The sequence below is a fragment of the Microbacterium sp. CFBP9034 genome, assembly GCF_034045255.1.
In the GTDB taxonomy this organism is placed as follows: domain Bacteria; phylum Actinomycetota; class Actinomycetes; order Actinomycetales; family Microbacteriaceae; genus Microbacterium.
Window position 1 is genome coordinate 1602357 of sequence record NZ_JAXCWC010000001.1, and the last position, 23135, is coordinate 1625491.

Sequence of the window (23135 nt, forward strand, 5' to 3'; positions counted from 1 at the left end):
GCCGACTCTAGGCGACCCTGCACGCGGTCCGGTCATGGACCCTGCGGGCGTCGCCGTCTCCGGCTCCCGTACCCAGACTCTAAGGTGGAATCCATGACATATTCGGTCGCCGTCTCCGGCGCATCCGGCTATGCGGGCGGCGAGATCCTGCGGATCCTCGCCGCGCATCCCGACGTCGAGATCCGCACGGTCACCGCGCACTCCAACGCGGGACAGCCGCTCATCCAGCACCAGCCCCACTTGCGCTCGCTCGCGCACCTGACGCTCTCGGAGACGACTCCCGAGGTGCTCGCCGGGCACGACATCGTGTTCCTGGCCCTCCCGCACGGCCAGTCCGGTCAGTACACCGACGCGCTCGGCGACACCCCGCTCGTCATCGACGCGGGCGCCGACCACCGGCTGGAGTCCGCGGCCGACTGGGACCACTTCTACGGCGGGGACTTCCACGATCCCTGGGTGTACGGCGTTCCCGAGCTCCCGGTCGGGGGCGGGGCGCAGCGGGAACGGCTGGTCGGGGCATCCCGCATCGCCGCGCCCGGCTGCAACGCCTCCACGGTCAGTCTCAGCCTCGCGCCGGGCGTGGCCGCGGGCGTCATCGACCCCGGGGACATCGTCACCGTCCTCGCGGTCGGCCCGTCGGGCGCCGGCAAGAGCCTGAAGACGAACCTCCTCGCCAGCGAGATCCTCGGCTCCGCGAACCCGTACGCGGTGGGTGGCAGCCACCGGCACATCCCCGAGATCCGGCAGGCGCTCGCGGCGACGGGCTCGGCGGCGGCGGAGGACATCCGCATCTCCTTCACCCCCGTCCTCGTCCCGATGGCCCGGGGGATCCTCGCGACCTCGAGCGCGCCGATCGCGGCGGGCAAGAGCGACGACGAGATCCGCGGCGCATGGGAGACGGCCTACGGGGGCGAGACGTTCGTGCAGCTGCTGCCGGCCGGCCAGTTCCCCCGGACCGCCGATGTGCTGGGCGCCAATACCGCGCTGATGGGCCTGGCGATCGACCGTGCCGCGAACCGGGTCGTCGTCGTCACGGCGGTCGACAACCTCGTCAAGGGCACCGCCGGGGCGGCCGTGCAGTCCATGAACATCGCTCTCGGCCTCGCCGAGGGCACCGCACTCACCGTGAACGGAGTAGCCCCGTGAGCGTCACCGCGCCCCAGGGATTCGAAGCCGCCGGCGTCGCCGTCGGGCTCAAGTCGAGCGGCAAGCCCGACGTCGCGGTGGTCGTCAACCGGGGGCCGCTCAAGGTCGGCGCCGCCGTCTTCACGTCGAACCGCGCCAAGGCGAACCCCATCATCTGGTCGCAGCAGGCGATCCAGGACGGCGTCGTCGAGGCGATCGTGCTGAACTCTGGCGGCGCGAACTGCTTCACCGGCTCGTTCGGGTTCCAGACCACTCACCAGACCGCCGAGAAGGCCGCCGAGCTCCTCGGCATCGGGGCCGGAGACGTGCTGATCTGCTCGACCGGGCTCATCGGGACCGGCGACGAGGTCTTCCGCGCCAAGGTGCTCGCCGGCACGGAGCAGGGCATCGCCGAGCTCTCCGCCGACGGCGGCGAAGCGGCATCCCTCGCGATCATGACCACCGACTCGAAGCCGAAGCGCTCCGTCGTCGCGCGCGACGGCTGGTCCATCGGCGGCATGGCGAAGGGGGCCGGGATGCTGGCGCCCGGCCTCGCGACCATGCTCGTGGTGATCACGACCGACGCCGTGCTCGACGCCGCGCAGGCCGACGCGGCCCTGCGAGCGGCCACGGGCCGCACCTTCGACCGGCTCGACTCGGACGGCTGCATGTCGACGAACGACCAGGTGACCCTGCTGGTCTCCGGCGCCTCGGGCATCTCGCCGGCACCGGAGGAGTTCGCCGCGGCGCTCGCCGAGGTGAGCCAGGATCTCGCCCGGCAGCTGCAGGGCGACGCGGAAGGTGCGAGCCACGACATCACCATCGAGGTCGTGCACGCGGCATCCGAGGAGGAAGCCGTCGAGGTCGGCCGCTCGGTCGCCCGCAACAACCTGTTCAAGGCGGCGATCTTCGGCAACGACCCGAACTGGGGCCGCGTGCTCGCCGCGATCGGCACCACCGACGCGGCCTTCGACCCGTACGACGTGGACGTCTGGATGAACGGCGTGCGCGTGTGCACCGCGGGCGGTCCCGACGCGCCGCGCGAGGACGTGGACCTCACCCCGCGCGCGACGCACCTCGTCATCGACCTCAAGGTCGGCGAGGCCACCGCGACGATCCTCACCAACGACCTCACCCACGATTACGTCCACGAGAACAGCGCCTATTCGTCATGAGCCAGATCCAGGACACCGATCCCAGCGAAGCCAGCGTCAAGGCCGCGACCCTCGTCGAGTCGCTGCCGTGGCTGCGCCGCTTCAGCGAGCAGATCGTGGTGATCAAGTACGGCGGCAACGCGATGGTCAGCGACGAGCTGCAGGACGCCTTCGCCGCCGACATCGCCTATCTCCGCTATGTCGGGGTGAAGCCCGTCGTCGTGCACGGCGGGGGGCCGCAGATCTCGTCGATGCTCGACCGCCTCGCCATCCCCAGCGAGTTCAAGGGCGGCTATCGCGTGACCTCGACCGAGGCGATCTCGGTCGTGCGCATGGTGCTCACGGGCCAGATCAACCCGCAGCTCGTCGCGAAGATCAACGCCCACGGCCCGCACGCCGCGGGCCTGAGCGGCGAAGACGCGGGCCTCTTCGGCGGCCGGCGTCGCGGGGTCGTGATCGAGGGCGTCGAGCACGACCTCGGCCGGGTCGGCGACGTCGTCGAAGTGGATCCGCAGCCCGTGCTCGACCAGCTCGCCGCCGGCCGGATCCCGGTCGTCTCGAGCATCGCGCCCGACCTCGACCACGCCGGGCACTCGCTGAACGTGAACGCGGATGCCGCGGCATCCGCCCTCGCGGTCGCGCTGGGCGCCGCCAAGCTCGTGGTGCTCACCGACGTCCCGGGGCTCTACGCCGACTGGCCGAACCGCGACTCGCTCGTCTCGCACCTGACCTCGACCGAGCTCCGGGCGATGCTGCCCTCGCTCGAGTCGGGCATGATCCCGAAGATGCAGGCGTGCCTGGAGGCCGTCGAGGGCGGCGTCGAGACCGCCGCGATCATCGACGGGCGGGTGCCGCACTCGGTGCTCGTGGAGATCTTCACCAGCAAGGGAATCGGAACAGAGGTGGTGCTCGGATGACGTGGCAGGAAGATGCGGGGCGCGACCTCGTTCGCAGCTTCGGAGAGCGGATGGCGATGCTCGTCCGCGGCGAAGGCTCCTACCTCTGGGACGCCGACGGCAAGCGCTACCTGGACTTCCTCGCCGGGATCGCGGTCGACTCGCTCGGCCACGCGCACCCGGTGTTCGTCGAGGCGATCGCGACCCAGGCGGCGACGCTGTCGCACGTCTCGAACTACTTCGCGACGCCGCCGCAGCTGGAGCTCGCGGCACGCCTCAAGCGGCTCGCCGGCACCGGAGACGCGGGGCGCGTGTACTTCGGCAACTCCGGCGCGGAGGCCAACGAGGCCGCGTTCAAGCTCGCCCGCCTCCACGGCGGGGCGGACCGCCCGCGCATCCTCGCGCTCAAGGATGCGTTCCACGGCAGGACGATGGGCACCCTCGCCCTCACCGGCAAGCCGTGGATGCAGGAGCCGTTCCTGCCCATGACGCCGGGCGTCGAATTCATCGACTCCACGGCCGAGGCGCTCGAGGCCGCGATCGACGACCGTGTCGCGGCGCTCTTCGTCGAGCCGGTCAAGGGCGAGGCGGGCGTCATCGACCTGCCAGAGGGCTACCTGCAGGCGGCGCGCGAGCTGACGGCCCGTCACGGCGCTCTGCTCATCATCGACGAGATCCAGACCGGTGCCGGGCGGACGGGGGAGTGGTTCGCCTTCCAGCACGCCGGCATCACCCCGGACGCGATCACGGTCGCCAAGGGCATCGGCGGCGGCTTCCCGATCGGGGCGCTCATCACCTTCGGCGAGGCCAGCGACCTGTTCTACCCCGGCACTCACGGCTCGACGTTCGGCGGGAACCCGCTCGGCACGGCCGTCGCGGGCGCCGTCCTCGGCGAGATCGAGGACGCCGGGCTGGTGCGCAACGCCGCCGAGCGCGGCGAGCAGCTGCGCTCGGCGATCCTCGGGATCGGCTCGGACCTCGTCGGAGGCGTCCGCGGGCGCGGGCTGCTTCTCGGCGTCGCGCTCACGCATCCGGTCGCCAAGGCGGTCGTCGCCGCGGCGCAGGAGCACGGCCTCGTGATCAACGCCCCCAACGACGAGACGATCCGCCTCGTGCCCGCCCTGACCATCGGCGACGTGGAGACCGACGAGTTCCTCGAGCTCTTCACGGCCGCCCTGCGCACCGTCGAGGATGCGCTGCTGCTCGACGTGACGACCCCAGCCGCCACCGAGGCCCCCACGGAGGTCCCCGCATGACCCGCCACCTGCTGCGCGACGACGATCTGACCCAGGCCGAGCAGGACGAGATCCTCGATCTCGCCGTCGCGCTGAAGAAGGACCGCTGGAAACTCAAGACGCTGGAAGGTCCCCAGACCGTCGCCGTGATCTTCGACAAGTCCTCCACGCGCACACGCGTGTCGTTCGCGGTCGGCATCGCGGACCTCGGCGGGTCCCCGCTCATCATCTCGACCGCCAACAGCCAGCTCGGCGGCAAGGAGACGCCCGCCGACACGGCCAGGGTGCTGGAGCGCCAGGTCGCCGCGATCGTGTGGCGCACCTATGCCCAGGCGGGCCTCGAGCAGATGGCCGAGGGCACGACGGTGCCGGTGATCAATGCCCTGAGCGACGACTTCCACCCCTGCCAGCTCCTCGCCGACCTGCTCACGATCAAGGAGCACAAGGGCGAGCTCAAGGGACTGACCCTCGCGTTCTTCGGCGACGGCATGTCGAACATGGCCCACTCGTACGTCCTCGCCTGCGTCACCGCGGGCATGCACGTGCGCGTCGCGTCGCCAGAGCAGTACGCCCCCCGCGAGGACGTGATCGCGGACGCAGACCGCCGCGCCGTGGAGACCGGCGGGTCGGTCGCGCTCTACACCGACGCCAACGAGGCCGCGGCGGGCGCCGACGTCATCGTCACCGACACGTGGGTGTCGATGGGCAAGGAGGAGGAGAAGCTCGCTCGACTTCGCGACCTCGGCCAGTACAAGGTGACGCAGGAGCTGATGGCTCTCGCGAAGGACGACTCCATCTTCATCCACTGCCTCCCCGCCGACCGTGGGTACGAGGTGGACGCCGAGGTGATCGACGGCCCGCAGAGCGTCGTCTGGGACGAGGCGGAGAACCGCCTCCACGCGCAGAAGGCGCTGCTGGTGTGGCTGCTGCGCCAGGACTGACCCGGAACGGCGGTCGTTGAGCGAGCGGGGCTGGCTCGCCGGTCGCTGGGCGCGGCTCAACGGGCCGCAGCGCATCGCCGGCGTGGACCTCGCCCGCGGGCTGGCCGTGCTCGGCATGTTCGCCGCGCACCTGCTGTGGATCGACGACTCTTTCGAGTGGACGGATGCCGCCACCTGGGTCGCCGTCGTCGACGGGCGCTCCTCGATCCTGTTCGCGACGCTCGCCGGCGTCTCGATCGGCCTGGTGACGGGCGCGCGAACGCCGCTGCGCGGATCGGCGCTCAAGACCGCTCGCGTGCGCCTCGCCGTGCGGGCTCTCCTGCTCTGGCTGCTCGGCCTGCTGCTGATCCTCACCGGCGTGCCGGTCTACGTGATTCTGCCCGCGTACGCCCTGCTGTTCTTCCTCGCGATCTTGCTCGTCCGGCTGGGCGCGCGGACGCTGCTGTCGCTGTCGGCGCTGCTCGCCCTCGTGATGCCCGTCGTCCAGGTGGCGCTCGACGAGCTCCCGCTGTGGAACACGATGTCGGGCAGCACGCTGTCGCTCGCGATCGGCTGGCACTATCCGTTCACGACGTGGATCGCCTTCCTCGTCGCCGGTCTCGGAGTCGCGAGGGCCGGCATCCAGCGCCTCTCTGTGCAGCTGTGGATGCTGGGCGCCGGCGTCGCACTCGCCGTCGTGGGATACGGCGCGGATGCCGCGACCGGCGCCGCTGAGGCGGACGAGCGATCGTCGTACCTCGGGGCGCTGTGGACCGCGCGGCCGCACTCGACCGGACTGCTGGAGGTGGTCGGCTCCGGCGGGTTCGCGCTCGCCGTGATCGGCGCCGCCCTGCTGCTGTGCCGCACGGTGCTCGTCTGGATCGTCCTGCCGCTCCGCGCGGTCGGGGCGATGCCGCTCACGGCCTACACCGCCCAGCTCCTGGTGTGGGCGGCCATCGCCTCCGACGTGCTGGGTGACGCCGGAGACCTCGCGGGCTTCCGCGACCTGCAGCCGTTCTGGCCGCTCACCCTCACGACGGTCGCGCTCTGCACCGCCTGGGCGCTGCTGGTCGGCCGGGGGCCGCTGGAGTGGGCGATCGATCGCGCCGCGCGGTGGGCCGCACGACGAGTCGACGCGCAGGAGCGCTCCGCAGTCTGAGCGGATCACCTCCACCCATCGCCGTCGCTAGGCTGGTCAGGTGAGTGACACCAGGGGCGGGACCAACGAGGGCGCGCTGTGGGGCGCCCGCTTCGCGACGGGGCCCTCGCCCGAACTGGTGGAGCTGAGCCGCTCGACCCACTTCGACTGGGACCTGGCGCTGTACGACATCGCGGGGTCGCATGCGCACGCCAAGGCGCTCGCCGCCGCGGGGTACCTCACTCCCGACGAAGAGCGCGAGATGCACGACGGGCTGGACGTCGTCACCCGGTCCATCACGGACGGATCCCTCCTCCCCGCGGAATCCGACGAAGACGTGCACGGCGCGCTCGAGCAGGCGCTCATCCGCGTCGTCGGTCCCGAGCTCGGGGGCAAGCTCCGCGCCGGGCGCAGCCGCAACGACCAGATCGCGACGCTCGTGCGCATGTATCTGCTCGACCACTCTCGGACGATCGCCCGCGAGGTCCTGCGGCTGGTGGACGCGCTCGTCGCACAGGCGGACGCCCACGAGGGTGCCGTCATGCCGGGGCGCACCCACCTTCAGCACGCGCAGCCCGTCCTCCTTGCGCACCACCTTCAGGCGCACGCCTGGCCGCTCGTCCGCGACCTCGAGCGCCTGCGTGACTGGTCGGTCCGGGCGGCGGTGTCGCCGTACGGCGGCGGCGCGCTCGCCGGGTCGACCCTCGGGCTCGATCCACAGCTCGTCGCCCGGGAGCTGGGCCTCGACCGGCCGGCCGAGAACTCCCTCGACGGCACCTCGGCGCGCGACGTGGTCGCCGAGTTCGCGTTCATCGCCGCGATGATCGGCATCGACGTCTCGCGTTTCGCCGAGGAGATCATCCTCTGGAACACCCGCGAGTTCGGCTTCGTCACGCTCGACGACGGCTATTCGACCGGGTCGAGCATCATGCCCCAGAAGAAGAACCCCGACATCGCCGAGCTCGCGCGGGGCAAGGCCGGTCGACTGATCGGCAATCTCACGGGCCTGCTCGCCACGCTCAAGGCGCTGCCGCTCGCCTACAACCGCGACCTGCAGGAGGACAAGGAGCCGATCTTCGACTCGGTCCGCACGCTCGAGACGGTGCTTCCGGCGTTCGCGGGCATGGTCGCGACGCTCCGCTTCCACACCGAGCGCATGGCGCTGCTCGCTCCGCAGGGCTTCTCGCTCGCCACGGATGTGGCGGAGTGGCTCGTCAAGCGCGGCGTGCCCTTCCGCGACGCGCACGAGACCTCAGGGCACCTCGTCCGCCTGTGCGAGGAGAACGGCATCGAGCTGCACGAGGTCACCGACGAGCAGCTCGCCTCCGTGTCGGCCTCGCTCACGCCGGACGTCCGCGAGGTCCTCACCGTCGAGGGCTCGGTCGCGAGCCGGACGGGCGCCGGGGGCACCGCTCCGGTGCGGGTCGCCGAGCAGCGCGTCGAGCTGGTCGAGAGGGTGCAGGCGGCCGCGCACGCGCTCGGGCTCTAGCCGCGCTGCTTCTCGCTCAGTGGAGCTTCTCGTCTGCGGCGTCGAGGTGCCATGACAGGAAGCGCACCTCGAAGCCCGACCGCAGGGGCGCGCAGAGGAACGGGCCGGCCGCGGCATCCGCTCCGCCGTCGAAGGGAGCCACGCGCACGAGCCGCCACGCGCCGGCGCCGGCGCGAGCGCGCACGATCACGGCGTCGGGCCATCGGCTGACGCGCACCGTGATCTCGGATCCGTTCCACTCGTCGACGTAGCCCACGGACCAGTCGGAGGCGACATCGGTGACCACGGCGCCGAGCCCGAGGTGTCCGTCGGCGAACTCGATGCCGCTCTTGATCCAGCGCTCGTCATCCAGGCGCACGAAGACGCCGGCCTGATCGAACTCACCGCTCCACTCGGCCGAGAAGGCGATCTCCATCGCCTGCCCCACTGCGAGCGGCGCGAGCAGGGCGTGCTGGTCGTCGTGGACGAATCCGTACGCGGTCGTGCGCCAGGCGTCGCTGCCCTCGACCGCGGTCGCAACGAGAGCGGCTCCGTCGATGGACACCGATGCCGGCTCGCGGGTCCACTGCCCGTGGGACCAGGGCACTGGCGCGGCGGTCACCAGATCGCCAGCCGGACGAGGCCGCCGATGATGCAGGCCCACAGCAGGCTCGCGAGCGTGCCGATGATGAACCGCTCGCGGGCCTCGGCCGCGGCCAGCTCCGAGAACCGTCCGATGCCCTTGACGGCGACGACGACGGCGATGGCCTCGGGGAATCCCGCGACGATCGCGATGGCGACGCCCAGACGCTCCAGATAGCCGATCGTGGTGCCGCCGCGCAGCACCTCCCGCGCCGGCCCCTGCTCGCCGGCCAGTCCCGGAAGGGCGGGCGGTCGCAGCATGATGCCGCCGTTGTCGCCCTCGGGCACTCGGCCGTGGGTCGCGACCTCGAGCACGCGGCGAGTGACAGGGCTGCCGCCGACCGCTGCCAACGCGGTGCCCAGCAGAGCGATCATCAGGCCCACGACCATCGGCACGTTGACGGGGATGACGATGACCACCAGCAGGGCGAGCACGACGAGGCCGCCCGCGATCAGGAGCGGGAGGTCGCGCGGGCGCCGGGTGCTGAGCACCACGATCACGAGCGCGCCTCCCAGCGCGAGGAAGAGGAACGCCGAGAGGCCGGCGGTCAGGAGCAGATCCGGGGGGACGACCATGCCGATCAGTCTGGCACGCACCGGCGACGTGCTCGCGGCGCCATGACCGCGCGGCGCGGACGGCGCGGTGTGGTCACCGCGCCGGGCCCGACCCGCTGTCGGCGCGCGCGAGCAGCCGCTCCAACGCGGGGATCGCCGCCTCCTCCACCCGGAGCGCCGCGTTGCGCACGCGCAGGCTGACCGCGCCCTCGGTGATGCCGAGTCGCGCGGCGGCGTCGCGCTGGCTCAGGCCCTCCGCGAGGATGTCTCGCACCTCCCAGCCTTCGACCGTTCGTCGATCCCGCAGCTCGACGAGCAGCCGCACCAGGGCCTCCGCATCTCCGCCGTCGGCTCCGCCGACCACTGCGACACGGGTCGACGCGCGTTTGGCGTGCTCGACGGCATCGCGGGCGTTGAGGAACGCGGAGCCGCGCGCGGCCCGGACGTTCGCGGGAAGCGGCTCCTCGATGCCGCCGATGCCGACGCCGACGCTCCATGTCTCGAGGCGAGTCAGATGCAGCACGATATCGAGGATCGCGGCAGCACCCGAGACGGCGGCCTGGAACTCGTCGCCCGCCGTGCGCTCGGGCGCGAGGACCAGGTGGGGCCCGGCGATGCGCTGGACGGCACCCAGGGCCGCGGGGACCAGGTCCTCGCTGGTGCGGCTGCCGCGCTGGTCCGCTGTCACGACGAACATGGTGCAACTCCTTTTGCCTGAACATTAAAGTTGCCCTAGTTTAGCGCCCAAGCTCCAACTATGTGAGTCTCACTGCTGAAGTGGGATGAATTGAGTCTGCAAACTCATGCCATCCCAGGGCTTTCGTCCGCTCGTCGACCGTGGAAACGTGGGCCCATGGCAAAGATGGAGCATTTCGAGATCCCCGTCGACGACATCACCCGAGCTCAGGCGTTCTACGGCGCGGTCCTCGGATACGAGTACGAAGCGTGGGGCGATGAGATGGGGATGCTGCGACAGCCGCAGGGCGAGGGCGTCAACGGTGATCTCCACCTGCGCAGCACGTCGCCCCACGTGACCGTCGTGTTCACCGTCGACCGGATCGAGGACACCGTCGCCGCAGCGGTCGCGAACGGCGGCGAGCAGGTCGGGGAGATCCAGCCGCTCGACGAGAACTCGCGCTGGGTCTACATCCGCGACTCCGAGGGCAACATGATCGGCCTCTACGACAAGATCGCCGCCGCCTGACGCGTTTCGAGTTCGCTGCGGTACCACGCGAGCTTGTCGTCGAGCTTCGCCTGCTGGGCGAGAAGTCCCTCGAGCTCGCGCTGCACCGCAGCGGCGTGCTCCTCGAGCAGCGCGACGCGGTCCGGGACCGTGGTCTCGTCGCGGCACAGCTCGCCGTAGCGGCGCAGCTTCTCGATCGGCATGCCCGTCTCGCGCAGGCACTTCAGGAATCCGAGGGTCCCGAGGTCGGATTCGGAGTACGAGCGACGACCGCCAGCCGTTCGTGCGACCGGAGGCAGGATGCCTTCACGCTCGTAGTACCGCAGGGTGTCCAGCGAGAAGCCGGAGAGTGCCGCGGCCTCGGCCGGAGTGTAGGTCTTCATGACTCGAGAATAGAGCTTGACCTGGAGTGAACTCCAGGTTGCACAGTAGAAGCATGAACACCGCCACACCTGCCTCGTCCCCCCTCGTCCTCGGCGCGATGATGTTCGGCACCACCGTCGATGAGGACACATCCTTCGCGCTTCTCGACCGCTTCGTCGAGCGCGGAGGCGTCTGGATCGACACCGCCGACTGCTACAGCTTCTGGGCCAGCGCCAGCGGCCACGGCGGAGACAGCGAACGCGTGCTCGGTCGCTGGCTCGCTGCGCGGCCCGGCGTGCGCGATCGCGTCAGGATCGCCACCAAACTCGGCGCCGAGCCGCTGTGGGCGGACTCGTTCCCCGGCAAGCGCGCGGGACTCTCCCCGCGGGCCGTGCACACCGCCTTCCGCGGCAGCCTCGAGCGGCTGGGGGTGGAGTCCGTCGACCTGCTCTGGCTGCACATGGAGGATCGCACCACGCCGATCGAAGACACCGTCGAGGCGCTCGCCGAGCTGACCGCAGACGGACGCACCGCTCGGGTGGGGGCATCCAATCACCCGGCGTGGCGGGTCGAGCGGGCCCGGGCGCATGCGCGGCGCCTCGGCTCCACGCCGATCGACGCGCTGCAGCACAACAGCACCTACCTGCGCCCCCGGCCGGGCACGAATCCGACCAATCACCCCTCCGGCGTGCTGAGCGACGAGCAGCGCGACTATGCGGAGGTGCACGGGCTGGAGGTGTGGGCGTACACGCCGCTGCTCTCGGGCGGCTACGACAACCCTGCGAAGCCGATCCCCGGGATCTACGACCAGCCGGGGAACGCCCGGCGCCTCGAGGTGCTCGACGCGATCGCCTCCGAGCTGGGTGCGACCCGAAGCCAGGTGGTGCTGGCGTGGCATGTCGCCCATGGCGTCCGGCCCATGCTGGGCGGAAGCAAGCTCGACCAGCTCGACGTCGCGCTCGACGGCGTCCGCCTCGGGCTCTCGACCGACCAGCTGGCCCGGCTGGACGAGCCGGCCTGAGCGACGGGTACCCGGTGCGGGCGGCGGCAGGGGCATCCGATCCTCGCTGATAACCTGGCACGCGTGTCGAACAGCCCCGTGAGCGCCACCGCGCCGGCCAATGACCCGACGTTCGAGAACGTCTGGGATGAGATCGTCTGGCGCGGACTCGTGCATGTGTCCACCGACCAGGAGGCGCTGCGTGCGCTGCTCGCGGGCGACCCGATCACCTTCTACTGCGGCTTCGATCCGACCGCGCCGAGCCTGCACCTGGGCAACCTGGTGCAGCTGCTCACGATGCGCCGCCTCCAGCTCGCGGGCCACCGGCCGCTCGGCCTCGTCGGCGGCTCGACAGGCCTGGTCGGCGACCCGGGCGGCCGCGACTCCGAGCGCGTGCTCAACCCCGTCGAGACCGTGGCGGAGTGGGTGGGATACCTGCGCGCCCAGGTCGAGCGGTTCCTGAGCTTCGAGGGCGATAATGCCGCCCGCATCGTCAACAACCTCGACTGGACGGCGCCGCTGAGCGCCATCGACTTCCTCCGGGGGATCGGCAAGCATTTCCGTGTCGGCACGATGATCAAGAAGGACGCGGTCGCCGCGCGCCTCAACTCCGAGGCGGGCATCAGCTACACCGAGTTCAGCTACCAGATCCTGCAGGGCCTGGACTACCTCGAGCTGCACCGCCGCTACGACTGCGTGCTGCAGACCGGCGGCAGCGACCAGTGGGGGAACCTCACGAGCGGCACCGATCTCATCCATCGCGTCGAGGGCGTCTCGGTGCACGCGATCGGCACGCCGCTCATCACGAACAGCGACGGGACGAAGTTCGGCAAGAGCGCCGGTAACGCGATCTGGCTCGATCCCGAGATGTGCAGCCCGTACCGGATGTACCAGTTCTGGCTCAACACCGACGATGCCGATGTGATCACGCGCCTGAAGGTCTTCACTTTCCTCACCCGCGACGAGATCGAGGAGTACGAGCGTCTCGTCGCCGCCGAGCCGTTCCGCCGCGAAGCGCAGCGCCGGCTCGCGCGCGAGGTCACCGCCTTCGTGCACGGACCGGATGCCACGGCCGCCGTGATCGCGGCATCCGACGCGCTGTTCGGCCAGGGCGACCTCACGGCGCTCGACGCGACCACGCTGCGGCAGGCGCTCGAAGAGCTGCCGAACGCGTCGGTCGCCTCCGGGACCGGGGTGGTGCAGGCTCTCGTCGACACCGGGCTCGTCGCGAGCCTGTCGGAGGGGCGTCGTGCCGTGGCTCAGGGCGGGGTCTCGCTCGACGGCGTGAAGGTCGACGAGTCGGCCGTCGTCACCGGCGCGCTGCCGGGCGGCGTCTCGGTGCTCCGCCGCGGCAAGAAGACCCTCGCCGGACTGTTCGTCGCGGCCTGACGCCGGACCGCCGTGCCGTTCACCCCGAGCCACGCCGTCGTGGCGCTGCCGTTCATCCGCACGCCGCTGGTGCCGGCCGCCATCGCCGTCGGGGCGATGACCCCCGACCTGCCCCTCTTCGTGCGCGGACTGCCCCTGCACTACGGCCGCACCCACGACTTCGCCTGGATCGCGGCCACGCTCGTGCTCGCACTCGTGCTGCTGCTGGTGTGGCGTTCGGTGCTCCGCCCGGCCGTGCGCGAGCTGTCGCCGGCCTGGCTCGCCGTGCGGCTGCCGGAGGAGTGGGATCGCTCAGCCCTGCCCGCCGCCCGCGAGACCCTCGCGGTGCGCGCGGTGAGCGAGGACGGATCGTCTCCGCGGTGGCGTGTGTCGTGGAGCGGGGTGCTGCTCCTGCTGGCGTCGCTGCTGCTCGGCATCGCGTCGCACATCCTGTGGGACCCGTTCACCCATGAAGGCCGCTGGGGGGTCTCCGTCCTGCCGGCGCTCGACGAGCAGTGGGGTCCGCTGCTCGGCTACAAGTGGCTGCAGCACGGGTCGAGCTTCCTGGGCCTGGCGATCATCGGCGTGTGGGCGATCGTGTGGCTGGTGAGAGCGGATGCCGCGGCATCGGTCGCCCGTCTGCTCCCGGACGCCGCCCGCTGGGCGTGGTGGCTCTCGCTTCCGGTCGCACTCGTGATCGCCTGGGTCGCGGGCCTCGCGGCCTCCGGACCTCTCGACGACGACTTCACCGTCGCGCACCTCGCGTACCGGGTCCTGCCGCCCGCCTGCGCGATCTGGGGGGCCGCGACACTGGCCCTGTGCGTGGCCGTCCAGGCACTGCGCTCCTCGCGACGGTCGCGCGCGACGGTCTCCTGAGTCGGCGTCTCCCCTGAAATCACGCGACTCCGGACTGGCGGCCAGGGCGCGACACGCCCGGGATGTGGCCCGGATTGGCCCAACCGCCAGGATCGACGTAAAGTATTACTTGTTCGCCCCACAGGAGAGCGGAGAGGCCGGAAGGCCCCGCCTCCTCAAGCGGAGAACAGACCCCCACACAAAGACTCTTCCGAGAGTCCGAACCTTCGGGTTCCGGTCGGGGTTTCCCACCTCGGGTACAGCGGTCGCAGGACCGTCGCCGAAGATCGCGAGATCATCGGCGCGTCGTTATGACTGGCGCTCCGGGTGGGGTAGGATAGTGAAGTTGCCCTGCTGGGCTGGTCGTGAGGCTGGTTGGTGGGAGCGTCTGATCCTTGAGAACTCAACAGCGTGCACTTGTCAAATGCCAAAATACCTCGCGGTCAACTTTTGTTGGCCGGTGAGATTCTTTTGAGATTAAACGGATATGTCAGTAATGACATCCGATCGTCATGTTCAAACTCGCGCAGTCTTCACCTATTCCGGTGTTGGTTGTTGCAATCATTTTTTATGGAGAGTTTGATCCTGGCTCAGGATGAACGCTGGCGGCGTGCTTAACACATGCAAGTCGAACGGTGAAGGGGAGCTTGCTTCCTGGATCAGTGGCGAACGGGTGAGTAACACGTGAGCAACCTGCCCCGGACTCTGGGATAAGCGCTGGAAACGGCGTCTAATACTGGATATGAGCTGCAACCGCATGGTTAGCAGTTGGAAAGATTTTTCGGTCTGGGATGGGCTCGCGGCCTATCAGCTTGTTGGTGAGGTAATGGCTCACCAAGGCGTCGACGGGTAGCCGGCCTGAGAGGGTGACCGGCCACACTGGGACTGAGACACGGCCCAGACTCCTACGGGAGGCAGCAGTGGGGAATATTGCACAATGGGCGAAAGCCTGATGCAGCAACGCCGCGTGAGGGACGACGGCCTTCGGGTTGTAAACCTCTTTTAGCAAGGAAGAAGCGAAAGTGACGGTACTTGCAGAAAAAGCGCCGGCTAACTACGTGCCAGCAGCCGCGGTAATACGTAGGGCGCAAGCGTTATCCGGAATTATTGGGCGTAAAGAGCTCGTAGGCGGTTTGTCGCGTCTGCTGTGAAATCCCGAGGCTCAACCTCGGGTCTGCAGTGGGTACGGGCAGACTAGAGTGCGGTAGGGGAGATTGGAATTCCTGGTGTAGCGGTGGAATGCGCAGATATCAGGAGGAACACCGATGGCGAAGGCAGATCTCTGGGCCGTAACTGACGCTGAGGAGCGAAAGGGTGGGGAGCAAACAGGCTTAGATACCCTGGTAGTCCACCCCGTAAACGTTGGGAACTAGTTGTGGGGTCCATTCCACGGATTCCGTGACGCAGCTAACGCATTAAGTTCCCCGCCTGGGGAGTACGGCCGCAAGGCTAAAACTCAAAGGAATTGACGGGGACCCGCACAAGCGGCGGAGCATGCGGATTAATTCGATGCAACGCGAAGAACCTTACCAAGACTTGACATATACGAGAACGGGCTAGAAATAGTCAACTCTTTGGACACTCGTAAACAGGTGGTGCATGGTTGTCGTCAGCTCGTGTCGTGAGATGTTGGGTTAAGTCCCGCAACGAGCGCAACCCTCGTTCTATGTTGCCAGCACGTAATGGTGGGAACTCATGGGATACTGCCGGGGTCAACTCGGAGGAAGGTGGGGATGACGTCAAATCATCATGCCCCTTATGTCTTGGGCTTCACGCATGCTACAATGGCCGGTACAAAGGGCTGCAATACCGTAAGGTGGAGCGAATCCCAAAAAGCCGGTCCCAGTTCGGATTGAGGTCTGCAACTCGACCTCATGAAGTCGGAGTCGCTAGTAATCGCAGATCAGCAACGCTGCGGTGAATACGTTCCCGGGTCTTGTACACACCGCCCGTCAAGTCATGAAAGTCGGTAACACCTGAAGCCGGTGGCCTAACCCCTTGTGGGAGGGAGCCGTCGAAGGTGGGATCGGTAATTAGGACTAAGTCGTAACAAGGTAGCCGTACCGGAAGGTGCGGCTGGATCACCTCCTTTCTAAGGAGCATCTGGCACCTTCGGGTGTCCAGGCCCCAGATCAGAGACGCATGTTCTCTGCTGGGAGCTCATGGGTGGAACATTTGACGAGGTGCGGGAGCTGCGGTTCCCTGTTCAGTACGCCGGTTTTCCGGTTGGAACGATGGGGGGCTGGACGTCTCGCACTGCACGCTGTTGGGTCCTGAGGGACCGGATGCATCCTGACCCCGTGTGGGTTGGGGGCTTCGAAACTCAGGGCCTTTTCTGGTGCCGGCTTTGTGCTGGTGGCGGGGAGGGTACCGCCCGTACTTTGAGAACTACACAGTGGACGCGAGCATCTTTTTGAGCCGACCTTTTGGTCGGTTCATATTGATGATCTTAAAGATCATTAGTCAATTTCGCCCGAGCCTTTGGCTCGGGTTCGATTCTTGATGAAACTCATGTGTTAACAAGTCTTTAAGAGCAAACGGTGGATGCCTTGGCATCTGGAGCCGAAGAAGGACGTAGCAATCTGCGATAAGCCTCGGGGAGTGGATAAGCACACTTTGATCCGAGGATTTCCGAATGGGGAAACCCCGCTGGGCGGCGTGCCGACCTAGTGACTCCCGCCTGAATATATAGGGCGGGTAGAGGGAACGTGGGGAAGTGAAACATCTCAGTACCCACAGGAAGAGAAAGCAACCGCGATTCCGTTAGTAGTGGCGAGCGAAACCGGAACAGGCTAAACCGAGTACGTGTGATATCCGGCAGGAGTTGCGTATTCGGGGTTGTGGGACTTTTCGGGCTGCTCTGCCGAGCAGCCGGCGTTACAAGAAGGTATAGACGAACGGCTTTGAATGGCCGGTCAGAGAGGGTGCGAACCCCGTAGTCGAAATGCCTCCCTTGGCGCGAAGAGTATCCCAAGTATCACGGGGCCCGAGAAATCCCGTGTGAATCTGTCAGGACCACCTGATAAGCCTAAATACTCCCAGATGACCGATAGCGGACAAGTACCGTGAGGGAAAGGTGAAAAGTACCCCGGGAGGGGAGTGAAATAGTACCTGAAACCGTTTGCTTACAAACCGTTGGAGCCTCCTTAGTAGGGGTGACAGCGTGCCTTTTGAAGAATGAGCCTGCGAGTTAGCGATATGTGGCGAGGTTAACCCGAGTGGGGTAGCCGTAGCGAAAGCGAGTCTGAATAGGGCGATTCAGTCGCATGTCCTAGACCCGAAGCGAAGTGATCTATCCATGGCCAGGTTGAAGCGACGGTAAGACGTCGTGGAGGACCGAACCCACTTAGGTTGAAAACTGAGGGGATGAGCTGTGGATAGGGGTGAAAGGCCAATCAAACTTCGTGATAGCTGGTTCTCTCCGAAATGCATTTAGGTGCAGCGTTGCGTGTTTCTTGCCGGAGGTAGAGCTACTGGATGGCCGATGGGCCCTACAAGGTTACTGACGTCAGCCAAACTCCGAATGCCGGTAAGTGAGAGCGCAGCAGTGAGACTGTGGGGGATAAGCTTCATAGTCGAGAGGGAAACAACCCAGACCACCATCTAAGGTCCCTAAGCGCGTGCTAAGTGGGAAAGGATGTGGAGTTGCTTAGACAACCAGGAGGTTGGCTTAGAAGCAGCCACCCTTGAAAGAGTGCGTAATAGCTCACTGGTCAAGTGATTCCGCGCCGACAATGTAACGGGGCTCAAGCACGCCACCGAAGCTGTGGCATTGATATTATTGGTAGGCCTTCGTGGTCCAGCCGTATTGATGGGTAGGAGAGCGTCGTGTGGGCAGTGAAGCGGCGGTGTGAACCAGCCGTGGAGCCTACACGAGTGAGAATGCAGGCATGAGTAGCGAAAGACGTGTGAGAAACACGTCCTCCGAAAGACCAAGGGTTCCAGGGTCAAGCTAATCTTCCCTGGGTAAGTCGGGACCTAAGGCGAGGCCGACAGGCGTAGTCGATGGACAACGGGTTGATATTCCCGTACCGGCGAAGAACCGCCCAAACCAATCCAGTAATGCTAAGTGTCTGAATCCCTTTGACGGATCCCTTCGGGGTGAAGCGTTGGGCCTAGCACACGACCCTATGCTGAGGCGGTTAGCGTATTAACAGGTGTGACGCAGGAAGGTAGCCCAAGCCAGGCGATGGTAGTCCTGGTGCAAGTGCGTAGGCCGAGCGATAGGCAAATCCGTCGCTCATACAGGCTGAGACACGATGCGGATAAAAAGTGGGTGATCCTATGCTGCCAAGAAAAGCATCGACGCGAGGTTCTAGCCGCCCGTACCCCAAACCGACTCAGGTGGTCAGGTAGAGAATACCAAGGAGATCGAGAGAATCGTGGTTAAGGAACTCGGCAAAATGCCCCCGTAACTTCGGGAGAAGGGGGGCCTTCGACGTATTAGGACTTGCTCCGAAAGCGTTTGGAGGCCGCAGAGACTAGTGGGTAGCGACTGTTTACTAAAAACACAGGTCCGTGCCAAGTCGCAAGACGATGTATACGGACTGACGCCTGCCCGGTGCTGGAAGGTTAAGAGGACCGGTTAGCCGCAAGGCGAAGCTGAGAATTTAAGCCCCAGTAAACGGCGGTGGTAACTATAACCATCCTAAGGTAGCGAAATTCCTTGTCGGGTAAGTTCCGACCTGCACGAATGGCGTAACGACTTCCCAACTGTCTCAACCGCGAACTCGGCGAAATTGCAATACGAGTAAAGATGCTCGTTACGCGCAGCAGGACGGAAAGACCCCGTGACCTTTACTACAGCTTGGTATTGGTGTTCGGTGTGGCTTGTGTAGGATAGGTGGGAGACTGTGAAGCAGGGACGCTAGTTCTTGTGGAGTCGTTGTTGAAATACCACTCTGGTCACTCTGGATATCTAACTTAGAACCGTAATCCGGTTCAGGGACAGTGCCTGGTGGGTAGTTTAACTGGGGCGGTTGCCTCCCAAAAAGTAACGGAGGCGCCCAAAGGTTCCCTCAACCTGGTTGGCAATCAGGTGGCGAGTGTAAGTGCACAAGGGAGCTTGACTGTGAGACTGACAGGTCGAGCAGGGACGAAAGTCGGGACTAGTGATCCGGCAGTGGCTTGTGGAAGCGCTGTCGCTCAACGGATAAAAGGTACCTCGGGGATAACAGGCTGATCTTGCCCAAGAGTCCATATCGACGGCATGGTTTGGCACCTCGATGTCGGCTCGTCGCATCCTGGGGCTGGAGTAGGTCCCAAGGGTTGGGCTGTTCGCCCATTAAAGCGGTACGCGAGCTGGGTTTAGAACGTCGTGAGACAGTTCGGTCCCTATCCGCTGCGCGCGTAGGAAGTTTGAGAGGATCTGACCCTAGTACGAGAGGACCGGGTTGGACGAACCTCTGGTGTGTCAGTTGTTCCGCCAGGAGCACCGCTGATTAGCTACGTTCGGGATGGATAACCGCTGAAAGCATCTAAGCGGGAAGCCGGCCTCAAGATGAGACTTCCATGCCTTCGGGCGAGAGGCTCCCAGCCAGACTACTGGGTTGATAGGCCAGATGTGGAAGCGTGGCAACACGTGCAGCTGACTGGTACTAATAAGCCGATGACTTGATAACACACCGTTCTAGGTGCTTGCGTCCACTGAGTGGTTCTCGATGTACGGTCGAGAACCGCACCAACAACGTAATTCGTTGTGTGCAGACTGAAACATCAATAGTGTTTCGGCGGCCATAGCGAGAGGGAAACGCCCGGTCACATTCCGAACCCGGAAGCTAAGCCTCTCAGCGCCGATGGTACTGCAGGGGGGACCCTGTGGGAGAGTAGGACACCGCCGGACTTCCATTACCGAAATGGCCACCCAACGCAGGGTGGCCATTTCGCGTTAAGCGGGCCCCGCATGCCCACAGCATGCGGGGCCTTTCTCGTGCCCGGGCGCGGGCGCTCGGCTCGATAGACTCGGGGGATGCCGCCGCTCGATCTCACTGCGACCTCTGCCGACCTGACTCGCACGATCTGCGACATCCCGAGCGTCTCCGGCGATGAGACCGTCCTCGCGGATCTGATCCACGCTGCGGTGGGGGGGCTGCCTCATCTCGAGGTGTACCGCGACGGTGACACGATCGTCGCTCGCACGCAGCTGGGCCGCGCACAGCGCGTCGTGATCGCCGGCCACATCGACACGGTGCCCATCAATGCCAACGTGCCGACCCGGGACATCACGGAGGCGGGCGAAGCGTTCATCTGGGGTCGTGGCACCGTCGACATGAAAGCGGGCGTGGCCGTGCAGCTGAAGCTCGCAGCCGAGCTCTCCGAGCCCCGCATCGATATCACGTGGATGTGGTACGACCACGAAGAGGTCGATGCGGACCTCAACGGGCTCACTCGCCTGGCGCGCACTCGGCCCGACCTCTTCGCCGCCGACTTCGCGATCCTCGGAGAGCCGTCCAACGGCGAGGTCGAGGGAGGGTGCAACGGCAACCTGCGTGCGATCGTCCAGACCGACGGGGTGCGGGCGCACAGCGCGCGCGCCTGGATCGGTGAGAACGCCATCCACAAGGCAGCACCGGTGCTGGCCCGGCTGGCCGACTACCGCCCCGAGGCCATCGAGGTCGAGGGCCTGGTCTATCGCGAGGGCCTCAACGCCGTGCGGATCAGCGGCGGGGTCGCCGGGAACGTCATCCCCGACCTGTGCGAGATCGAGGTCAACTATCGGTTCGCCCCCAGCCGTGACGCCGCCGAGGCCGAAGCCCACGTGCGTGACGTCTTCGCCGGGTTCGATGTCGAGATCGTCGACGTGGCGCTCGGTGCACGTCCCGGCCTCGACGCGCCGCTCGCGCAGGAGTTCGTCGCCGCTGTCCGAGCGGAGCCGCGGCCGAAGTACGGCTGGACGGACGTGGCTCGGTTCAGCGCCCTCGGCGTGCCCGCCGTGAACTACGGTCCGGGAGACCCGCACTTCGCGCATCATGACGAGGAGCGGGTTCCGGTCTGGCAGATCGACGCCGTGGAGCAGGGCCTTCGCGCGTGGCTGAGCACCAGCTGATCGAGGATCCCGCCGCCCGGACGCCCCCCGGCTGGGGCACTGTCGCCGTCCGCATCGGTCTGATCTATCTTGCGGCGCGGGTGGTCACGACCGCGTTCCTGCTCATCGCGGCAGAGCTCTCCGGATTCGAGTCGCGCTTCGGCCCTGACGCCGGTCTGCTCGATCTCGTACTCGGCTGGGACGCGCGGTGGTACTGGATCGTGGCCGAGGTCGGCTATCCGTCAGATCTTCCACTGACCGAGACCGGAGCGATCGCCGAGAACCAGTGGGCGTTCATGCCCGTCTTCGCTCACCTCGCGGAGCTCGTCGCGCTGCCGTTCGGGCAATGGGCCATGGGCGCGCTCCTCGTCTCGCTGATTGCGGGCTACGGGGCATCCGTCGTCCTGTACTACCTCCTCCGCGACCGCATCGGCAACACCGCCGCGATGTGGGCCGTCGTCTTCTTCGCGTGCGGTCCGCTGGCCGCGCTGTTCCAGGTGGGCTACGCGGAATCTCTCGGGCTGCTGTGGCTCTTCCTCGCGCTGTGGTGCGTCCGCCGGAGGCAATACGGCTGGCTCTACCTGCTGATCCCGCTGATGGCCTTCACCCGGCCCGGCGTGCTCGCGTTCGCGCTGTTCCTCGGGCTGTTCGGCATCTGGCGCTGGTTCACCCGGCGACGGGAGGAGCTCCGGCCGGCGGAGGTCGTCCACATCGTCGCCCTGGGGCTTCTCGCGGCGGCCGCCGGTTTCGCCTGGCAGCTCATCGCAGGCTGGGTGACCGGCGACAATGGGGCGTATCTGGCGACCGAGCTGGCGTGGCGGCGCAACTGGATCCCGGGCGAGGCGCAGTTCTTCCCGCTCGAGGGGTTCGTGAGCGCGACCGCCTTCTGGTTCGGCACCGTCTGGGGCCTGCCTGTTGAGCTCGGCTACGTCCTGCTGGCGACGTCGGTGCTCGCCATCGCGGCCGCGCTGATGTTCCTGCCGCAGGTCAAGAGACTCGGGGTGGAGGTCCGCCTGTGGAGTGCGAGCTACCTCCTCTACCTGCTCCTCGTGTTCTTCCCCCAGTCCAGCATCTTCCGGCTGCTCGTTCCGCTGTCGCCTCTGTGGGGAGCCTTCGCGGTGCCTCGATCGACGCCCTGGCGGGTCGGGGTGCTCCTGGCGTGCCTCGCGGGCCAGTGGTGGTGGATCTACAACATGTACGCGCTGGGGAATACCATCTGGCAGATCCCCTGAACCGGCTCGAGGGATGGCGTATTCCCCAGGGGGCGCCCGGCCGTCGCGCCCTCACGATAAACTTGTCCTTGTAGACCATCGATGAAAAGGAGCCGCAATGGCAGCCATGAAGCCGAGAACCGGAGACGGGCCGATGGAGGCCGTGAAGGAGGGTCGCCTCATCATCGTGCGGGTACCGCTCGAAGGTGGCGGTCGTCTCGTCGTCTCCGTCAACGACGCTGAGGCCAAGGAGCTCTACGACGTTCTGGGCGGAGTCGTGAGCCCCGCCTGAGGCACTCCATTCCGCGAAGCGGTCGGTCTTCGGACCGGCCGCTTTCGCGTGGGTGCCGCGAGGTCGTCAGTCGGCGGGGATGGTGGTCAGCTGCAGCAGACCTTCGCCCACGATCGACAGTGCGCCGATGACGGCGGGGGAGGCCTGGGTCTCCTGGATCAGCGAGCGGTACGCCGTGGTGATCGCGTCCCGGCGCACGGGATCGGCGACCGCGCCGCCGGCGAGAACACGCGGAACGAGCACGGTGCCGCCCGCACGCACGAGACGGAGCCCGTGCTCGACGTACTCGATGACGCCGTCGGGGTCGGCGTCGACCAGCACGATGTCATACGACGCCTCATTCATGCGCGGGAGGACCTCGGCGGCCCGACCCGTGATGAACCGCGCCCGGGCGGCCGGGATCCGCGCCTCGGCGAACGCCTGACGCGCCGCACCGAGGTGCTCCGGCTCCTTGTCGATCGTGGTCAGCGTCGCGCGCGGCGAACCGCGCAGCAGCCAGAGTCCCGAGACCCCCGCACCGGTTCCGATCTCCACGATGTTCAGCGCCTGGGATGCCGCCGCGATGACCGCGCACTGCGCTCCGACGGGCGGGCTGATCGGCGCCGCACCGAGCTCGAGCGCATGCGCGCGCGCCCTTGCGATGTGATCAGGCTCGATCGTCGCCTCGGCGGCGAACCGCTGATTGGCGTTCTGCTCTCCCACGACA

The 23135-nt window shown here is 66.9% G+C and carries 19 protein-coding genes and 3 rRNA genes; 17 read left to right on the top strand and 5 right to left on the bottom strand.

What is annotated here, in order from left to right:
- Window positions 1-93: 93 nt before the first annotated feature.
- The 7 genes from argC to argH are packed head-to-tail and all read left to right on the top strand — an operon-like array spanning window position 94 to window position 7957.
- Window positions 94-1146, top strand: coding sequence for an N-acetyl-gamma-glutamyl-phosphate reductase (gene argC, locus SOM19_RS07220; protein ID WP_320485861.1), 1053 nt, complete (start codon window positions 94-96; stop codon window positions 1144-1146).
- Window positions 1143-2300, top strand: coding sequence for a bifunctional glutamate N-acetyltransferase/amino-acid acetyltransferase ArgJ (argJ, locus tag SOM19_RS07225; RefSeq protein ID WP_320485862.1), 1158 nt, complete (start codon window positions 1143-1145; stop codon window positions 2298-2300). Before argC ends, argJ begins: the two co-directional genes overlap by 4 nt.
- A complete protein-coding gene (argB, locus tag SOM19_RS07230; RefSeq protein WP_320485863.1) occupies window positions 2297-3196 on the top strand; it encodes an acetylglutamate kinase in 900 nt (299 codons plus the stop codon). The genes argJ and argB overlap by 4 nt, the downstream gene beginning before the upstream one ends.
- Complete coding sequence (locus SOM19_RS07235) at window positions 3193-4431, top strand: acetylornithine transaminase (protein ID WP_320485864.1); 1239 nt, start codon at window positions 3193-3195, stop codon at window positions 4429-4431. The genes argB and SOM19_RS07235 overlap by 4 nt, the downstream gene beginning before the upstream one ends.
- On the top strand, window positions 4428-5351 hold the full coding sequence (gene argF, locus SOM19_RS07240; RefSeq protein ID WP_320485865.1) for an ornithine carbamoyltransferase: 924 nt from the start codon (window positions 4428-4430) through the stop codon (window positions 5349-5351). Before SOM19_RS07235 ends, argF begins: the two co-directional genes overlap by 4 nt.
- Before the next feature lie 16 nt (window positions 5352-5367).
- On the top strand, window positions 5368-6489 hold the full coding sequence (locus tag SOM19_RS07245) for a heparan-alpha-glucosaminide N-acetyltransferase domain-containing protein (protein WP_320485866.1): 1122 nt from the start codon (window positions 5368-5370) through the stop codon (window positions 6487-6489).
- Window positions 6490-6529: 40 nt separating this feature from the next.
- Window positions 6530-7957, top strand: coding sequence for an argininosuccinate lyase (gene argH, locus SOM19_RS07250; RefSeq protein ID WP_320485867.1), 1428 nt, complete (start codon window positions 6530-6532; stop codon window positions 7955-7957).
- A 16-nt stretch (window positions 7958-7973) separates the two neighbouring features.
- Here argH and SOM19_RS07255 read toward each other — a convergent pair whose 3' ends face one another.
- The 3 genes from SOM19_RS07255 to SOM19_RS07265 form a co-directional block, all read right to left on the bottom strand.
- A complete protein-coding gene (locus tag SOM19_RS07255; protein ID WP_320485868.1) occupies window positions 7974-8558 on the bottom strand; it encodes a DUF1349 domain-containing protein in 585 nt (194 codons plus the stop codon).
- Window positions 8555-9154, bottom strand: a complete 600-nt coding sequence (locus tag SOM19_RS07260) for a hypothetical protein (protein WP_320485869.1) — start codon at window positions 9152-9154, stop codon at window positions 8555-8557. Before SOM19_RS07260 ends, SOM19_RS07255 begins: the two co-directional genes overlap by 4 nt.
- Before the next feature lie 73 nt (window positions 9155-9227).
- The gene (locus tag SOM19_RS07265) at window positions 9228-9830 is read right to left on the bottom strand and encodes a DNA-binding protein (protein WP_320485870.1); all 603 of its coding nucleotides are present in this window, start codon (window positions 9828-9830) and stop codon (window positions 9228-9230) included.
- A 156-nt stretch (window positions 9831-9986) separates the two neighbouring features.
- Here SOM19_RS07265 and SOM19_RS07270 point away from each other — a divergent pair, with 156 nt between their 5' ends.
- Complete coding sequence (locus SOM19_RS07270; RefSeq protein WP_320485871.1) at window positions 9987-10337, top strand: VOC family protein; 351 nt, start codon at window positions 9987-9989, stop codon at window positions 10335-10337.
- Here the strand turns inward: SOM19_RS07270 and SOM19_RS07275 are convergent.
- Complete coding sequence (locus tag SOM19_RS07275; protein WP_320485872.1) at window positions 10313-10699, bottom strand: MerR family transcriptional regulator; 387 nt, start codon at window positions 10697-10699, stop codon at window positions 10313-10315. The genes SOM19_RS07270 and SOM19_RS07275 overlap by 25 nt on opposite strands.
- A gap of 53 nt (window positions 10700-10752) precedes the next feature.
- Here SOM19_RS07275 and SOM19_RS07280 point away from each other — a divergent pair, with 53 nt between their 5' ends.
- From SOM19_RS07280 to SOM19_RS07320, 9 genes are all read left to right on the top strand, one after another.
- Window positions 10753-11700: an aldo/keto reductase gene (locus SOM19_RS07280; RefSeq protein ID WP_320485873.1), complete on the top strand. Its 948-nt coding sequence runs from the start codon at window positions 10753-10755 to the stop codon at window positions 11698-11700.
- Between the two features lie 63 nt (window positions 11701-11763).
- A complete protein-coding gene (gene tyrS, locus SOM19_RS07285; protein WP_320485874.1) occupies window positions 11764-13068 on the top strand; it encodes a tyrosine--tRNA ligase in 1305 nt (434 codons plus the stop codon).
- A 12-nt stretch (window positions 13069-13080) separates the two neighbouring features.
- Window positions 13081-13923, top strand: a complete 843-nt coding sequence (locus SOM19_RS07290; RefSeq protein ID WP_320485875.1) for a DUF4184 family protein — start codon at window positions 13081-13083, stop codon at window positions 13921-13923.
- Window positions 13924-14469: 546 nt separating this feature from the next.
- Window positions 14470-15994: ribosomal RNA gene (locus tag SOM19_RS07295) — 16S ribosomal RNA — on the top strand.
- A 425-nt stretch (window positions 15995-16419) separates the two neighbouring features.
- Window positions 16420-19523: ribosomal RNA gene (locus tag SOM19_RS07300) — 23S ribosomal RNA — on the top strand.
- A 104-nt stretch (window positions 19524-19627) separates the two neighbouring features.
- A 5S ribosomal RNA gene (rrf, locus tag SOM19_RS07305) occupies window positions 19628-19744 on the top strand.
- The 16S, 23S and 5S rRNA genes sit together here, the layout of an rRNA operon.
- Window positions 19745-19870: 126 nt before the next feature.
- Window positions 19871-20947: a succinyl-diaminopimelate desuccinylase gene (gene dapE / locus SOM19_RS07310; RefSeq protein WP_320485876.1), complete on the top strand. Its 1077-nt coding sequence runs from the start codon at window positions 19871-19873 to the stop codon at window positions 20945-20947.
- Window positions 20929-22158, top strand: a complete 1230-nt coding sequence (locus SOM19_RS07315; protein WP_320485877.1) for a hypothetical protein — start codon at window positions 20929-20931, stop codon at window positions 22156-22158. The genes dapE and SOM19_RS07315 overlap by 19 nt, the downstream gene beginning before the upstream one ends.
- Before the next feature lie 97 nt (window positions 22159-22255).
- Entirely contained in the window at window positions 22256-22429 is a 174-nt protein-coding gene (locus SOM19_RS07320; protein ID WP_127474371.1) for a DUF3117 domain-containing protein, read from the top strand.
- 66 nt (window positions 22430-22495) lie between these two features.
- On the opposite strand, the gene SOM19_RS07325 is transcribed toward SOM19_RS07320, so the two are convergent.
- The gene (locus SOM19_RS07325) at window positions 22496-23131 is read right to left on the bottom strand and encodes an O-methyltransferase (RefSeq protein WP_320485878.1); all 636 of its coding nucleotides are present in this window, start codon (window positions 23129-23131) and stop codon (window positions 22496-22498) included.
- Window positions 23132-23135: the final 4 nt, after the last annotated feature.

What these genes read in the sequence shown, in the direction of transcription:
- argC (WP_320485861.1), top strand. Translation starts at nt 94, where the DNA reads ATGACATATTCGGTCGCCGTCTCCGGCGCATCCGGCTATGCGGGCGGC.
- argB (WP_320485863.1), top strand. Translation starts at nt 2,297, where the DNA reads ATGAGCCAGATCCAGGACACCGATCCCAGCGAAGCCAGCGTCAAGGCC.
- SOM19_RS07235 (WP_320485864.1), top strand. Translation starts at nt 3,193, where the DNA reads ATGACGTGGCAGGAAGATGCGGGGCGCGACCTCGTTCGCAGCTTCGGA.
- argF (WP_320485865.1), top strand. Translation starts at nt 4,428, where the DNA reads ATGACCCGCCACCTGCTGCGCGACGACGATCTGACCCAGGCCGAGCAG.
- SOM19_RS07260 (WP_320485869.1), bottom strand. Translation starts at nt 9,154, where the DNA reads ATGGTCGTCCCCCCGGATCTGCTCCTGACCGCCGGCCTCTCGGCGTTC.
- SOM19_RS07265 (WP_320485870.1), bottom strand. Translation starts at nt 9,830, where the DNA reads ATGTTCGTCGTGACAGCGGACCAGCGCGGCAGCCGCACCAGCGAGGAC.
- SOM19_RS07270 (WP_320485871.1), top strand. Translation starts at nt 9,987, where the DNA reads ATGGCAAAGATGGAGCATTTCGAGATCCCCGTCGACGACATCACCCGA.
- SOM19_RS07275 (WP_320485872.1), bottom strand. Translation starts at nt 10,699, where the DNA reads ATGAAGACCTACACTCCGGCCGAGGCCGCGGCACTCTCCGGCTTCTCG.
- SOM19_RS07280 (WP_320485873.1), top strand. Translation starts at nt 10,753, where the DNA reads ATGAACACCGCCACACCTGCCTCGTCCCCCCTCGTCCTCGGCGCGATG.
- dapE (WP_320485876.1), top strand. Translation starts at nt 19,871, where the DNA reads ATGCCGCCGCTCGATCTCACTGCGACCTCTGCCGACCTGACTCGCACG.
- SOM19_RS07320 (WP_127474371.1), top strand. Translation starts at nt 22,256, where the DNA reads ATGGCAGCCATGAAGCCGAGAACCGGAGACGGGCCGATGGAGGCCGTG.